The organism is Chryseobacterium sp. B21-037, assembly GCF_028570785.1.
Classification (GTDB): Bacteria; Bacteroidota; Bacteroidia; order Flavobacteriales; family Weeksellaceae; genus Chryseobacterium; species Chryseobacterium proteolyticum.
The window spans coordinates 149,882-166,230 of sequence record NZ_JALGCB010000001.1 but is presented as its reverse complement, the minus strand read 5'-3'; the positions used below and the strand labels follow the sequence as shown (position 1 = coordinate 166,230).

Annotated in this window: 9 protein-coding genes; 5 read left to right on the top strand and 4 right to left on the bottom strand. The window is 38.4% G+C overall.

Annotated elements, in window-relative coordinates:
* Positions 1 to 101 precede the first annotated feature (101 nt).
* Together MTQ00_RS00750 and dnaE are read right to left on the bottom strand one after the other, a co-directional pair.
* Positions 102 to 2,771 (bottom strand): T9SS type A sorting domain-containing protein, encoded by a 2,670-nt coding sequence (locus MTQ00_RS00750; protein ID WP_273647346.1) that lies wholly within the window; start codon positions 2,769 to 2,771, stop codon positions 102 to 104.
* 341 nt (positions 2,772 to 3,112) lie between these two features.
* Positions 3,113 to 7,777, bottom strand: a complete 4,665-nt coding sequence (dnaE, locus tag MTQ00_RS00745) for a DNA polymerase III subunit alpha (protein WP_273647345.1) — start codon at positions 7,775 to 7,777, stop codon at positions 3,113 to 3,115.
* A gap of 236 nt (positions 7,778 to 8,013) precedes the next feature.
* Between dnaE and MTQ00_RS00740 the strand changes: the two genes are divergently transcribed.
* Together MTQ00_RS00740 and MTQ00_RS00735 are read left to right on the top strand one after the other, a co-directional pair.
* The gene (locus MTQ00_RS00740) at positions 8,014 to 10,086 is read left to right on the top strand and encodes an alpha-ketoacid dehydrogenase subunit alpha/beta (protein WP_273647344.1); all 2,073 of its coding nucleotides are present in this window, start codon (positions 8,014 to 8,016) and stop codon (positions 10,084 to 10,086) included.
* A gap of 223 nt (positions 10,087 to 10,309) precedes the next feature.
* The gene (locus MTQ00_RS00735; RefSeq protein WP_172277172.1) at positions 10,310 to 11,332 is read left to right on the top strand and encodes a bestrophin family protein; all 1,023 of its coding nucleotides are present in this window, start codon (positions 10,310 to 10,312) and stop codon (positions 11,330 to 11,332) included.
* Between the two features lie 9 nt (positions 11,333 to 11,341).
* Here MTQ00_RS00735 and MTQ00_RS00730 read toward each other — a convergent pair whose 3' ends face one another.
* Positions 11,342 to 11,800 (bottom strand): Lrp/AsnC family transcriptional regulator, encoded by a 459-nt coding sequence (locus tag MTQ00_RS00730; protein WP_273647343.1) that lies wholly within the window; start codon positions 11,798 to 11,800, stop codon positions 11,342 to 11,344.
* 145 nt (positions 11,801 to 11,945) lie between these two features.
* Between MTQ00_RS00730 and MTQ00_RS00725 the strand changes: the two genes are divergently transcribed.
* Positions 11,946 to 13,172 carry an aminotransferase class I/II-fold pyridoxal phosphate-dependent enzyme gene (locus MTQ00_RS00725; protein ID WP_273647342.1) on the top strand — a complete coding sequence of 409 codons (1,227 nt, stop codon included), beginning with the start codon at positions 11,946 to 11,948 and terminating at the stop codon, positions 13,170 to 13,172.
* Between the two features lie 39 nt (positions 13,173 to 13,211).
* Here MTQ00_RS00725 and MTQ00_RS00720 read toward each other — a convergent pair whose 3' ends face one another.
* Positions 13,212 to 14,216, bottom strand: a complete 1,005-nt coding sequence (locus MTQ00_RS00720) for a glycosyltransferase (protein WP_172277163.1) — start codon at positions 14,214 to 14,216, stop codon at positions 13,212 to 13,214.
* Positions 14,217 to 14,449: 233 nt separating this feature from the next.
* Here MTQ00_RS00720 and MTQ00_RS00715 point away from each other — a divergent pair, with 233 nt between their 5' ends.
* Entirely contained in the window at positions 14,450 to 15,460 is a 1,011-nt protein-coding gene (locus MTQ00_RS00715; RefSeq protein ID WP_273647341.1) for an SDR family NAD(P)-dependent oxidoreductase, read from the top strand.
* A gap of 45 nt (positions 15,461 to 15,505) precedes the next feature.
* Entirely contained in the window at positions 15,506 to 16,312 is an 807-nt protein-coding gene (locus tag MTQ00_RS00710) for a helix-turn-helix domain-containing protein (protein WP_172277157.1), read from the top strand.
* The last annotated feature ends 37 nt before the right edge of the window (positions 16,313 to 16,349 follow it).

Below are 16,349 nucleotides of genomic sequence, written 5' to 3'. Positions count from 1 at the left end.
TAGTGTTTAATATACTAATTTACTAATAATATAATGAATAAAATAAAAAAATGACAGCTAATATCTTAGCTGCCATCATTATTTATAAATCAAATCGAATTCTATTTTTTGATCGTTTTAATCGTTTGTTTAGAACCATCTTTCAATTCAAGTGTAATCAGATACATTCCTGAATTCAATTCTCCTAACTGAAGAACCGAAGTAGGGTTCGCAATTGTTTTTACTAATCTTCCTGCCACATCAGAAACAGAAACAGATTTCACTTTAGAAACATCAGAAATGTTCAGCACATCTGCAAATGGATTAGGATAAACTTTAATCGTATTCTTAGCATTAGCTACTTCTGAAGTTCCCAGACTCGGATCCAGCATATAGCTGATATCATCTATAAGAACACTATTGGCAGGAGTTCCTGTATGTTTAAATACAAGCTTGTTAACACCAGCCGGCACTCCCGTAATACTAAGTTGGTAATCATCAGCAACCGTTACACTTGTAGAAGTATACGTTCCCAATACTACAAAAGTTGAAGTATTAGCAGGATCTGTTAAATAACCGATCTGAACAACTCCTCCGGCAGTATAATTTGCTCTTGCCTTAAATTTAAGGATGTAGTTATTAGACTGTAGATTCGCAATTTCAGGAGTCGCTAACATTCCTGTACTTGAGCCACTTGTATAAAGGTACAATGCATTAGCCCCACTGATTATAGCACCAGTATTTGCACTCGTATAAGCCATTACTTTCGCATAACTAACGGTAGAACCTATACTTGTCCAGCATGGAGGAAGACTTCCTTCCGCTGTTGAATCAAAGTTTTCAGTCAATGTTTGTGATGTAATACAAGCAGTTGTAAATGTTGCCAATTGAGACCATGCACTTTTATCTGAAGAACTACATACTGAACGCACCCAAACATAATATACGGTAGCTGCAGTAAGATTATTTAAATCAGCTGTAACCGTAGTACTCGTTCCCGATGCTTGAGTAGTAGCAGTTGGAGCCGTGTTAGAAGTAGAATAATAATACTCATAACCACCGGCAGGTACAGTAGCAGGAGCAGTCCATGAAATCGTTGCTGTAGTAGCCGCTACATTCGATACTACTAATGCAGAAGGCTCAGCACAAGTCGGTGTAGCATCAATAACGATATTATCTACGTACAATCTGTTCATATCAGCATCTGAGTATGCATTAAATCCAAAATAATACACTCCGGAAGCTGCAGGAACAAAATCTACGGTTGCAGAAATTGGTGTAGTACCATTGGTTACATTAGGGTAATCTGCTAATACGTTGGTCATTGAAGCACTGGATTCAGCAGTACCATAAGCTACTTTCAGTTTTTCAGGATATGTAGTACCACTTGCATTTCCATAGATGTATTTTATTCTGTAAGATACTCCCCCTGTAAGGTTAATACCTTGTGTATAAAACCATGCGTTAGCAGCATTTGAACTATTATAAGTGTAGTTAAGAACCTTAGTATTGAACCCTCCTCCCGCAGAAGAATAGGTTGTCCAGTTATTACCATTCCCTGCATTTTCAATAGAAGTACAAGCCGGCAATGCAGGAGTCGATACACTTTCGAAATTCTGAGAGTAAGGAATGTTGGTTGGTCCACAAATCGTAGAGAAACTTCTTTCTGTACAAGATGACGACGTACTGGTTGGGCTGTAGGAATTTACAGTGTAATAATAAGTACTGCTTAATGTTAATGGAGTAGTAAATGTATATGTAGTCACATTTCCTAAATCCAGATTATTCAGGATATCTGTTCCACCTGGTGTAGTTCCTACAGTAAGTTTATATCCTGTAGCAGAATTTACCGCACCCCATGTAATGGTAGGAGTTAATGGCTGTCCAATAGCCCCTGCAGATGGTGCAGATACAGTCGGGCAAACTACTGCGCGTGTTGTGAAAGAAGTACTTGTACATCCGGATGCCGATCCAATATTATTCTTCGGAATTACTGTTACATAATACAACGTTGAATAATTCAGCGCTGAAGTATTTGGAATGGTATAGCTGGTTACTGCACCTACATCAAGACCATTTACAACATCAGTTCCCCCTGCTGTTGTTCCGATATTTAATGTATACCCTGTTGCAAAGGCAGCAGAAGCCCAGGTAATAGTTGGTGTTACCGAGATTCCTGTTGCTGCATCGGCAGGAGCTGAAATCTGAGTACATGAAGGCGCATTCGTTAAGGTCTGAGCTAGCTGGACATCATCAAACCCCATATAGAAGTCTCCGGTAGATGTACTTGTGCTTTTCAGTCTGAACTTAAAGCTTGCCCCTGTTGGGATAGTTCCCGCAGGAATTGTTCCTGAAACGGTCGTACATGGAATCGGGGTTCCGTTAGGACTATCAAGAACCACAGGCGCTAGGATATCAACCCATGTCGTCCCTCCATCTACAGAGTAATCAGCAGCTACACTTCCGCTAACGGCACCTGAAGTACTATACCCTTTCGCAAGGTATTTGAAAGAATACGTAAGCGCAGTTGCATTAGAAGTTGTGGAAGAATAGGTCAAATTCCAACCTGTGTAGGTAGATCCATAAATATTCTTATAGACCGCTTTGCTCCCGACACAGGCCGTACCCGCACTTGTCCCATACCCTCCAGGTGTGGAACTCGTCCCTGATCCGGTCGTTGTACTGGCCCATCCTGAAGGCAAACTTGAGCCTTCGAACCCCTCAGTAACTAAAATCTGTGCAGATGCCCCTATACCAAGAGCCATCATACACGTGAGTAGAAGTTTTTTCATATATGGTAGAAAATTTAAATTGGACGGTAAATGTAAATAATATTTCAATTAAATTCAATAAAAACTTAAAATCGTTATTAAATAAGACACCTTTTAACCAATTTTATTAAACAAAACCAAACAATCATTTAATTTTATTTAAAAACTCAACAAATATTGAATTAAATTAAATTTCTAATAATCAATCAATTACAAAATTAATTTTGAAGCCACTCATTATTAAAATCCACTTGAGATACCACAGAAAAAAATATTAACTTTTTTTAAACTATTTTTAAATATTAAATTAAATACCACAAAAAAAGCGGTCAAAAACCGCTTTTTTTTAATCCAATTATCTTTTAATTTAAATAAAATTCATATTTATTGAGCAACTGAATCTCTTTAATGAGGTCCCCATTCAGATCAACGGAATGTTTCATGGACTGTACTTCAATCTGTGAATCATCTTCAATATCCTTAATATAAAATTTAAACTTCTGATCTCCGCGGTTCCTATCCAGCACATTTCTGAAAAATTCCAGATCCTCAGGTCTGAAATCCATAACATCCATGACCAGAGAGATGCTTTTCGCAAATCTTTCAAATGCTTCCTGAAGTTCGATCACGTCATTTACATTAACAAAAACACGTCCGTCCTTCACCTGGGCGAATTTTATTTTAAAAATAACGAAACGCTGGACTTCCAGCTTTTCCTTTAGCTTCATATAATCTCTATCCCCTAATCTGAATGAATATGATCCTGAATAATCCTCAAGGGTAACGAAAGCTACTTTTTCACCACTCCTGAAACCATCCTGAACCCTGTATTCAGTAATCAGACCGGCCACAGTATATTCTTTTCCGCCACCTCCATTTTCTCTTTCCTTCTGTAAGGTTTTCCAGTCTTTTTTCTTTTCCTCAAATAGCTCTTCCTGCTTATTAGCGAAGGCTTGTTCCTTGTATGCATCCACCTCATCAAGGTTCAGGAATAAAAAGTTACCTTTTGGTTCTGCCTTTTTAACCACCTCTTCAATAATTTCTTCTCCTCCCAAAATCTCATCAGAAACAATCTCCGTTAAATCAACGGTTTCTTCCTGAGAATCTGCTTCAAGAATAGGGGCTTCATCTACAACCGCTTTATTATGTTCATCTTTTTCCAGAACAGATTTCTTTGAAAGGCTTCCCTGTATAAACTGGAACTGATATTTAAATTCATCCAAGGGATGCGCGGAAAGATAGAAGCCAATGATTTCTTTTTCTTTGTTCAGCTTATGCATATTTGGCCATTCCGGACAAGGTGCTAATTTAGGCTGTTCAATCTGAACCTCTTCCGCAAAATCCGCGAAAAGGGAATTTTCCATTTCATTCTTTCCTTCCTGAAAGCTCTGTCCATATCTTATCAAACGCTCCAGGTTTGTTTTGCCCGCGGCATCAATGTCAAAATACTGTCCCCTGTGAAACGTGTCCAATTCGTCAAATGCACCGGCCAAAACCAAACTTTCAGCCACTCTCTTGTTCATCTGTGAAGGTAAAATCCTTTCAAAGAAATCATAAATATTCTTGAATCTTCCGTTTTCTCTTTCACGCGTTATGGCCTCACTAGGGCCCTCCCCGATTCCTTTGATCGCTCCCAACCCGAAGCGGATCTGTCCTTTTTCGTTTACTGAGAATTTATATTGAGATTCATTAACGTCAGGACCTAATACATCAACTCCCATACTTTTACAATCCTCCATGAACATGGTAATGGAGTCTGTATTGTTAATGTTATTACTCATAACACTCGCCATATACTCTGCCGGATAATTGGCTTTCAGATAAGCAGTCTGATAAGCAATAAATGCATAGCATGTTGAGTGAGATTTGTTGAAGGCATATTCCGCAAAGGCTTTCCAGTCATTCCAGATTTTCTCCAGCCTTTCTTCGTTCAGGTTATTTTTTCTACCCCCTTCAATGAACTTAGGATACATTTTATTAAGAACGTCGATCTGTTTCTTACCCATCGCTTTTCTCAAAGTATCCGCTTCACCTTTTGTAAAATTAGCCAGCTTCTGGGACAAAAGCATTACCTGCTCCTGGTAAACGGTGATCCCGTATGTTTCCTTTAAATATTCTTCTGTTTCCGGTAAGTCATACACAATCTCTTCTATTCCGTGCTTCCTGTTAATGAAGTTTGGAATGTATTTGATTGGTCCCGGACGATATAAGGCATTCATGGCAATAAGGTCGGCAAAAACCGTTGGCTTAAGCTCCCTCATATATTTTTGCATTCCGGGACTTTCATATTGGAAAATCCCTACCGTTCTTCCTTCCTTAAATAATTGATAGGTCTTAGCATCATCAAGCGGAATAAGATCCGGATCAATATCTACATTATAACGAGCCTTTACAAGCTTCAATGCATCCTTAATAATGGTTAGAGTTCTCAGCCCAAGGAAGTCCATCTTCAAAAGACCTGCACTTTCCGCTACCGAGTTATCGAACTGAGACACCAAAATATCAGCATCTTTGGCCGCAATTGTTATAGGAACCAGGTTACTTACATCTTCCGGAGTGATAATCACCCCGCAGGCGTGAATACCGGTATTCCTGATACAACCCTCCATCTTTTTCGCACTCGCAAGTACATTGTGACGGGCATCATCAGGACTTTGAAGAACATATCTCATTTCATCAACAAGCATCTGCTCTTCCGGTTTCAATTTATCATATTTCGCCAGAGCTTTGGCAATATTCATTCCTGGTGTGGAAGGAATAAGCTTGGCTATATTATTCGTATCAGGGATCGGAACATCCAATACCCTTCCGGCATCCTTAATCGCAGATTTTCCACCCAGCACCGAATAGGTGATAATCTGAGCCACCTGGCTTTGTCCGTATTTTTCGATTACCCATTTGATCACCCTATCTCTTCCTTCATCATCAAAGTCAATGTCAATATCGGGCATGGATACCCTTTCAGGATTCAGGAATCGCTCAAATAGGAGATCATATTTGATAGGGTCTACGTTAGTAATTCCAATACAATAAGCAACTGCCGATCCGGCAGCCGAACCCCTTCCGGGTCCTACCCAAACTCCCATTTTACGGGCTTCATTACAAAAATCCTGTACAATAAGGAAGTACCCCGGATAACCGGTATTGGCAATTACTTCAAGTTCGAAATCAAGACGTTCTTTAATTTCATCCGTAATACCTGTATCCACATACCTTCTTTTTGCCCCTTCATAAGTAAGGTGGGTAAGATAAGCCATCTCCCCTCTTTTTCCTCCATCTACTTCATCTTCTGCATGGATAAATTCTTCCGGAATATCAAATTTAGGAAGCAATACATCCCTCTTTAATGTATACGGACTGAATTTGGCGAAAAATTCTTCATAAGCCTCAAAAGCATCAGGATAAGCCAAAAACGCTTCTTTTACCTCATCGGAATTTTTGATATAATATTCACCCGTCGCAAGACCTCTTCTCTTACCAAATCCTTTTCCTACAGGTGTTGAAAGCTTTTCACCATCTTTGATACAGCTTACGATATCCTGAATATTGGCATCATCTTTATTGGTATAAAAAGTTTCATTCTGAGCTAATATTTTAACATTATATTTATCTGCCAGATACAACAATACTTCATTCAAATGCTCTTCCTCTGGAAGCTTGTGATTCTGAAGCTGAACGTAGAAATCATCTTCAAAGGTATCTTTCCACCACTTAAACAATTCTTCCCCTTTCTGCTCACCCGTGTTCAGGATCGCGCTTGGAATGTCTCCCAGAATCCCTGAAGTCAGAGCAATCAGACCTTCCTTATACTCTGCAATCAATTCTCTGCTTATCCTTGGAACCCCAAAGTAAAATCCTTTAAGGAAACCAATACTTGAAAGTTTTGCCAGGTTCTTATATCCGTTAAAATCCTTAGCCAGCAGAACCACCTGTGTCCGTCTGTCCGGATCATCTTTTGTAAATTGTTTCTGTTCATAACGATCGGAGATATAAAATTCACATCCCACAACCGGTATCAACGGGTTAGAGACAGGCTCTTCTTCATTAAAATCCAATCCCTGCTCTTCAGCCTCCTGCTTCTTTGCAAGATATTCCTTATGTTTTTTCGATCTGTCTGAATTGGTAGCTTCTACGGCGGAAACAAATTTAAATGCCCCCATCATATTTCCCAGGTCGACCATTCCTACAGCAGGAAAATTATCCTCCGTGGCCTTATTGATCAGGTCAGAAATACTTGATGTAGCCGATAATGTTGAAAATACACTGTGATTATCAAAATGGAAATACTTGCCAAGATCAATTTCTTCAATACTTCCAAAATCAGATTGTTTTTTCTTGTTATGGAAATCCGCAACCTGCCTTCTGATTACGATATCAAACGGCTTAATAGGATCCGGATGTAAGGTTTTAAAATAAGCAAGCTGATCTTCTGAAATCTTCAACACATCAGAAGGAATTACTCCTATTCTCATCATTTCAAAGAAAACCTGAGCAGTAGCATTTACGTCGGCAGCTGCATTGTGGGCTTCATCAAACTTATTCCCGTATAATTTTTCATAGAGTTCTTCAAGTTTCGGCGGCTTAAATCTACCACCTCTTCCACCCCCAAGCTCACAAAAATTCGTTCCCAGAATCATCGTGTCTGCTTTAGGTTTTTCCTGAAGAATGTCCTTTATATTTTTTCTGAAAAGCTCAGCTCCTACAATATTGTAATCAAACTCTACATTGTGTCCGGAAACAACCCTTACTTTTTCTAAGACTGTAGAAAACTCTTTAAGAATCTCTTCAAGGTCTCTACCTTCTTCATTGGCAATCTTCGTCGTAATTCCGTGAATACGGGCTGCATTAAAGGGAATATCGTATCCCTCAGGCTTTATAATATAATCCTGATTTTCAATCAGCGTTCCGTCATCATCATGTAACTGCCATGCAATCTGCACCATTCTTGGCCAGTTATCGGAATCTGAAAGTGGAGCATTGAAATTCTTTGGTAACCCTGTTGTTTCTGTGTCAAAAACTAAATACATGTATTTTCTAGCTTTTTAATTAAAAAAGAGAATGTAAAGTTACTCCAATTTTTTTTGATCTGAATGAGTTTTTATCCATAAACGTCAATTCTGCCGATATAAATAATCCATAAAATAAGATAGCGCCTTACTTAATATAGGTAATACCCAGGGCAGAAAAATTAAAAAGAAAAATAGATGATCACAAAATACTAACAGTTGTTCGTATTTTGTTTTTTTATGTATATTTGCTTCCTATGGAAAATACACTTCACGAGAAAGTTTCTCAGGATATTTTACTTAAAGCTTATACCCATATGATGCTTGCCAAAGCCATGGCAGACATCTACGAAGAAAACAGAAATGTTTGTAAATATGTTCATAGTACTTCAAGAGGTCATGAAGCAATCCAGCTGGCTACCGCATATCAGTTAAAAAAAGAAGACTGGGTTTCTCCCTATTACAGAGATGAAAGTATTCTTTTGGGGATAGGATTTGAGCCATATCAATTGATGTTGCAGCTATTGGCAAAAGCAGAAGACCCTTTTTCAGGAGGAAGATCTTACTACTCCCATCCGTCCAGCAGGGATGAAAAAATGCCAAAGATCATTCACCAGAGCTCAGCAACAGGAATGCAAACCATCCCGACTACAGGTGTAGCACAGGGAATAAAATATATTCAGGATTTTAATTTACAGAATTTTGAAAACAACCCGGTTGTTGTGTGCAGCCTGGGTGATAATTCGGTCACTGAAGGTGAAGTAAGCGAAGCATTACAGTTTGCGGCCTTACATCAGCTTCCGATCATCTTCCTTGTTCAGGATAATGAATGGGGAATTTCTGTAACCAAGGAAGAAGCACGGACTTGCGATGCTTATGATTTCGTTGCAGGATTTACAGGTCTCAGCAGAATGAGAGTAGACGGAACTGACTTTGCGGAAAGTTTCGAAGTGATGAAAAAAGCTGTAGACTTTGTAAGGACCGAAAGAAAACCATTAGTGGTTTGTGCAAAAACGGTACTTATCGGACACCATACATCAGGTGTGCGAAGAGAGTTCTATAGGGATGATGAAGATCTTGAAAAGCACAGAGCTAAAGATCCGGGAGAGATCCTGAGAAAACAATTACTGGAAACAGGAGTCGATGAAGAATTACTGAAACAGATCACGAAGAAGGCAAGGCTTGAAGTTGAAGAAGCTTTTGACAGAGCTCAAAAAGCAGAAGACCCGAAACCGGAAACCGTAATGCAGCATATCTTTGCTCCTACTCCAATTACCGAAGAAGTAGGAACCCGTGAACCGGCAGGTGGAGAAAAAATCGTAATGGTAGACGCTGCCATTCATGCAATTCAGGAACTGATGTGGAAACACCCTGAAGCATTGCTTTACGGTCAGGACGTAGGAGAGAGAATCGGTGGTGTTTTCCGTGAGACGGTTACATTAGGTAAAAAGTTCGGAAGCAAAAGAGTATTCAATACGGCAATCCAGGAAGCTTATATTATTGGATCTACTGCAGGAATGAGTGCTGTAGGCCTTAAGCCGATTGTAGAAGTTCAGTTTGCAGATTATATTTATCCGGGTATCAACCAGCTGATCACTGAGATTTCAAAATCAAATTATTTAAGCAACGGAAAATTTCCGGTTAGTAATATCATCCGTGTTCCGATTGGGGCTTACGGCGGTGGCGGACCTTACCACAGCGGTAGTGTTGAAAGTATTTTAGCCAATATTAAAGGGATTAAAATTGCGTACCCGAGTAATGCAGCGGATTTCAAAGGTTTATTAAAAGCAGCTTATTATGATCCGAATCCGGTAATCATGCTTGAGCACAAAGGTTTATACTGGAGTAAAGTGCCGGGAACCGAAGATGCTAAAACAATTGAACCAGCAGAAGATTATGTACTTCCGTTTGGTAAAGGAAAGGTTATTATTGAAGCCGATAAGGATGAAACATCCAAAGGAAGAACGCTATTGGTGGTAACCTATGGTATGGGAGTTTACTGGGCGAAAGAAGCGGCGAAAAATTTCAACGGTAGAATTGAAGTGATTGATCTGAGGACATTAATCCCTCTTGATGAAGAACTTGTTTTCGAAAGGGTAAAAGCCCATGGAAAATGTATTGTTCTTACAGAAGAACAAATTAATAATTCATTTGCTGAAGCTTTTGCGCACAGAATTTCCAAAAATTGTTTTAAATATCTTGATGCACCGGTAGAAACAATGGGCTCTCTGAATACCCCGGCAGTGCCTATCAATCTGATCCTGGAAAAAGAAATGCTTCCTAATGCCGAAAAGCTCACGAAGAAAATAGAAGAAATGTTACAATATTAAATTTTATCTATAAAACACAACCTCTAATTATTTAGAGGTTTTTTTATGCTCTTTTTTTACTAATTTTAAAAAAGTATTTGTTTCCATTATATACTTGAATACAGATGATTAAAATTAAAAAACTACAAAAGAAGCTTATGATCGGTGCAGAATAAAGTCCATAACCTTTTTTTATGGTATTTATTTTGCTAAACAAAATCTTTATAAAAACACATCTCCTTCTATGATCACAACAAAATATTTCAACTATAAACAAATATTTAATCTTGCAGGTTCTCATTTAATATGGCTTACCGCATGGTGTACCCTTGTAGCAGCAATTTATTATTTCTTCAACTGGCAATGGATGATCATTCCTTGGGTACCGCTGGCATTAATCGGTACGGCAGAAGCTTTTTACGTAGGATTTAAGAATAACCAGGCATACGACAGGTTATGGGAAGCCAGAAAAATCTGGGGCGCTATTGTCAACTCAAGCCGTTCTTTTGCGGCAATGCTTTATGCTTTTGAAACCGAAGATGCTGATCATACCAATCTAGAGGAAAGAAGAAAAACAATTGCCTACCGCCACATAGCATGGTTATATACTTTCCGCGAACAGCTTCTTGCTCCCACCGAATGGGAACACATCAGTCTTAAAAAACATTTCGGCGCCATCAATATCAGACGTCACAGATTGATGAAAGCAGGATTTCCTGATTATGGGAGAACACCTATTTTTTTACATAAATATCTTTCTGCTGAGGAATTTGCCCTCCAAGCGGATTACAAAAACTTTGCAACCTTTCTAATTTCAAAACAGGCAAAAGAAATCAACGAACTGAAAAACGACCATACCATTTCAGATTTCAATCAGATGCAGTTACAAAGCTGTCTCAATCAGTTTTATGATTTTCAGGGACAGGCTGAAAGAATTAAAAAATTCCCTTCGCCCCGACAATTTGCGAGTACAGCATTCGTTTTCAATGTTATCTTTATTATGCTGCTCCCTCTTGGCCTTGTGAATGAGTTCGCAAAGTTGGGCGACTGGGGAATATGGACAAGCATCCCATTCTGCGTAATAGTGGGATGGATTTACATCGTAATGGAACTTGTAGGAGATTATTCCGAAAACCCTTTTGGAGGACTCATGTTCGATATTCCTATGTTATCCATCTGCAGAACAATAGAAATTGATGTCCTTCAGATCATGGGAGAAGAAGATCTTCCGGAACCAATCGCATCAAAGAACGGTGTACTTGTTTAGCAAATCTTTTTAAAGAATAATAGACGTAGTATTCTTCACCTCAGAGATCATAAAAGAACTGTGAGTGCTTGCGATGTGTTGTAAAGTTGTCAGTTTTGTTAACATGAAATTTCTGTAATCAGCTATGTCCTGTACGCAGATTTTAAGAATATAGTCATAATCGCCGCTTACATGAAAACATTCTGTAACCTCATGCAGATTCATCACTTCCTTCTCAAACTGGAGAACATATTCCTTTTTATGCTGGGTAAGTTTAACGTGGCATAAAACCATAAAATCCTTCTGGATCTTATGCTTATCCAATATCGCTACATATTTTGAAATGACCCCTGTATTTTCAAGCTTGCGTACTCGTTCATATATCGCTGTAACCGATAAACCAAGCTTATAAGACAGCTCTTTAGTGGTTTGTTTCGAATCTTCCTGCAAAAACAACAGCAGTTTCTTATCTGTTTCATCAAAGACCATAGATTTTTTTTTGGAAAAAAGTTATTTCACACAAATATAATAAACATATTTTCTACAATAATCCAATTTTATAGATTTATCCTCTAATATTTATCAAAACCATTGTAATAAAACTTAAAATAACTCAAATTTAAAAACAAAAACAATGGAAGATTTCAACGCAGCAAACGAAATACAGGACTTACAATACTTTGGAGAATTTGGCGGAGTAAATCCTTCAATTTCTGACAGTTCAACCTACACTTTTCTTTCAGCTAAAACAATGTTCGATACATTCGAAGGAAATGCAGAAGGTTGCTATCTATACTCCAGACATTCATCTCCAATGAACCTTTATCTGGCTCAGGCTTTAGCCAAATTGGAAAACACGGAAGCCGCCAATGTTACCGCATCAGGAATGGGAGCAATTACATCTGTACTTTTACAGGTTTGTAAAAGTGGCGACCATATTATTTCAAGCAGAACAATTTATGGAGGAACCTATGCATTTCTGAAAAACTTCCTTCCTCCTTTTAATATCGAAACCACTTTTCTGGATATCAATAATATTGAATGGATCGAAAAGTCGATACAGCCCAACACCAAAGTTATTTATTGTGAAAGTGTAAGCAACCCGCTCCTGGAAGTTGCAGATCTTAGAAAACTTTCTCAAATATGTAAAAAACACAATCTTAAGCTGATCGTTGACAATACATTCTCCCCTCTTTCAATTTCTCCGACTTTATTGGGAGCTGATATTGTAATTCATAGTTTAACAAAATTCATCAACGGAAGCAGTGATACTGTGGGAGGCGTTTATTGCGGATCACAGGAGTTTATCAACGATACCAAAAACGTAAATAACGGAGCTTGTGTGCTATTGGGACCAACAATGGACAGTTTCCGTTCGGCCAGTATCCTAAAAAATCTGAGAACACTTCACATCCGGATGAAGCAGCATAGCTATAACGCACAATATCTTGCTGAAAAATTCGAACAGGATGGATTAAAAGTTTCCTATCCTGGATTGCCCTCTCATAAAAATTATGAACTCATGAAAAGTATGATGCATGAAGAGTACGGATTCGGAGGCTTGATGACTTTAGATGCAGGTACAACAGAAAAAGCCAATGAGCTGATGGAACTGATGCAACAGGAAAATTTAGGATATCTTGCTGTAAGTCTCGGCTTTTATAAAACATTATTCTCTTGCTCAGGCAGCTCAACATCATCTGAAATCCCTGAAGAGGAAAGAATTGCAATGGGAATATCTGACGGATTGATCAGATTCTCAATAGGTCTTGATCACGACATTGAAAGAACCTATCAAAAAATGAAAGAATGCATGGTAAAAACAGGCGTTCTCCACCATGAAAACACATCCATATACTAATCAATCATTGTAATAGATGCTGTTGAATTTCAACAGCATTTATTTTTTATGATAATGTTTTGGAAACGCATCTTCGGGCTTCATCCTGAACACATTGAGTAAAATCCATGATTTCAGAAATCCGTATCCATAAGAAAACATCTGAACATACGTAGAAATCACAGCCATACCGGCAATGCTAATATTCTTGGTAACCCATAAAGCGTGAAAGAAAACCAGAAAAGTATATAATCCATAAAAAGCAAGAATAATCCCTCTTCCCATTACAAAGTACTCTATAAAACCAAGAATATATCCTAATAAGAAAAGGCTGGGAAAAGCGAAGGAAATCTTCACATAATTCGGATGCCGCTGATTCAGAATAGGCCTTGCACAGCCAAACTGAAATACCTGTTTGGAAAATTTCCCAAAATCTACCCTGCGCTTATGATACACTGCAATATTATCGAAGAAAGCCGTAGTAAAGCCGTTTTCCCACAATGTCATAGACAGATCCGGATCCTCCCCGATTCTCATTTCAGAAAATCCTCCAACTTTATCGAAAACCTCTTTTTTCACTCCCATATTAAAACTACGAGGCTGAAATTTAGAAACGGATTTCTTACTGCCACGAATCCCTCCGGTAGTAAACACGGAAGTCATAGAATAGGAAATCGCCTTTTGCATCAGATTAAATCCTTTATGAGCCTTATCTGCACCTCCAAATGCATCACAGGGAATTTCCAGAATATCTTTCTTAATATTTTCTATATAATCATTCTCCACAATCACATCACTATCCACAAAAACAAGCCAATCATTTTCAGCTCGCTGAGCTCCGTAATTTCTTGACAAACCAGGTCCTGAATTATCTTTCCTGAAATACCTGATCGAAAGGATGTCATCAAAATTTTTAATCGTGGGTTTAAGATCAATCATAGAACCATCATCCACAATAATAATTTCAAACTCCCTGTCTGTTTGTTGAGTCAGAGAGTTCAGCAGCTCGAAAAGCTCATCTTTCCGGTTGAAAATAGCGATAACGATGGAAATAGTAGGTTTCAAATTGAAAATTTGTCAAAATTAACCATTCATAAAAGAATTAGCAAACAGTTTAACAGGTATTCACCTAAATTAACACCAATATGGTAGAACAGATCTTTATTACAAAAGAAGAGGTCATTACAGCAATTTTTCGATGAGTGTGCATGAAATTTTAAACAAAGTAAATTGACATTTTAAACAAATTACCAGATTCCTGTACGCTATACCTTTGTCATATCAATAAAAATAAAAACATGATACAAGACAAAAATGTACAAAGTCCGATCCATTCCGGTTTCAATGCACAATCAACAAGCTGGGATGTTATTAAAGGAATTGATCTTACTGGAAAAACGGTTATTATTACCGGTGGATATGCAGGAATCGGCCTTGAGACTACGAAAACTCTGGTTTCGGCAGGTGCGCAAGTCATCGTTCCTGCCAGGGATATTGAAAAAGCAAGGAAAAACTTGTCAGGAGTTCAAAACATTGAATTTGAATTACTGGACCTTATGGATCCTCAATCCATTGATGCTTTTGCAGAAAAATTTATTGCTTCAGGAAAAAAATTGGATCTCCTGATCAATAATGCCGGAATTATGTGGGTTCCGCTCCGTAGAGATAGCCGCGGAATCGAATCACAGCTCGCCACCAATTACCTGGGACAATTCCACCTTACCGCCAGATTATGGCCTGCCCTAAAAAAAGCTAACGGAGCCAGAGTAATCAGTGTTTCATCTTATGGACACCAGATGGCACCATTTAATTTTGAAGATCCTAATTTTGAGCATCGGGAATATCAAACCCTACTCGGATATGGCCAGTCAAAAACAGCATGCAATCTTTTCGCTGTAGAGCTTGACGCAAGAGGAAAGGCATTTAATGTAAGGGCTTATTCCGTCCATCCGGGTTCTGTATACGGAACTGATTTAGGAAGAGAAGAACCCATAGACCTGTTCAAGCAAATAGGTACCCATGACGAGGATGGAAACATAAAACCTGAAGTGGAAGCCAGATTAAAAACCATTCCCCAGGGAGCAGCAACAACAGTATGGTGCGCCACAAGCCCTCTTCTCCATGACATCGGAGGAGTGTATTGTGAAAACTGCGATATTGCAGAGATAGATCACGGACAAATTGAGCACCGGTTTGATGACCCTGCCACTATACGAGGAGTACAATCTTATTCTCTGGATAAACAAAATGCTGAACATCTCTGGAAACTTAGCGAAGAAATGATTGGAATTCCATTCAATATAGGATAAATATACCTTGAAAATGAATAATTTTGTTATTGAAAACTAGAAGCAATGGATTTTCACATCAAATACATCACACCGGATATTAAGCTTTCTTCCTATGAAGATAAATTATTTAAAACTGAAACTGTTTTTGAATATCATATGCTGGTGTGGTTTATTTCCGGGGAAACGAAGATCATCCAGGCCGATCGCTCTTATCATTTTACATCGGGAGACATTTTTCTTATTCCGAGGAACCAATTGGCAACAATTATTAATTATCCTAAAGACGGCCGCCCCCATAAAGCAGTAGTAATGCATCTGACGACAGACCGTTTAAAGCAGTTTTATTCAAATATGGATATCCAGGATTCTGTAATCCGGAAAGAACCTGAAATCTTCAGTTTCAGCAATCATCCTTTATTACAAAGTTGCCTTGCCTCATTAATACCCTATTTTGAGATGACCCAAACTTTCCCGGAACATATCGCATCACTGAAAATCATGGAATCAATCAGTATTCTACGGGAAATTAATCCGGAAATTGACACTGTTTTAGCTGATTTTGAGGAACCAGGAAAAATCAATCTCGTTGATTTTATGGAGAAAAATTATATGTTCAATATGCCTTTGGAACGATTTGGTTACCTTACAGGAAGAAGTTTGTCCACTTTCAACCGGGATTTCCGAAAAACATTTCAAACCACACCTCAGCGGTGGCTTACCCGTAAAAGACTTGAATTAGCTCATTACCACCTTGCTGAAAAACATAAGAAACCATCAGATATATTTATGGAAGTAGGCTTTGAGGATTTATCCCACTTCTCCTATGCATTCAAAAAGCAATATGGCTACGCTCCATCCATGATCAGATAAAAATAAAAAGGACAGACTCCATGTTGAAATCTGTCCT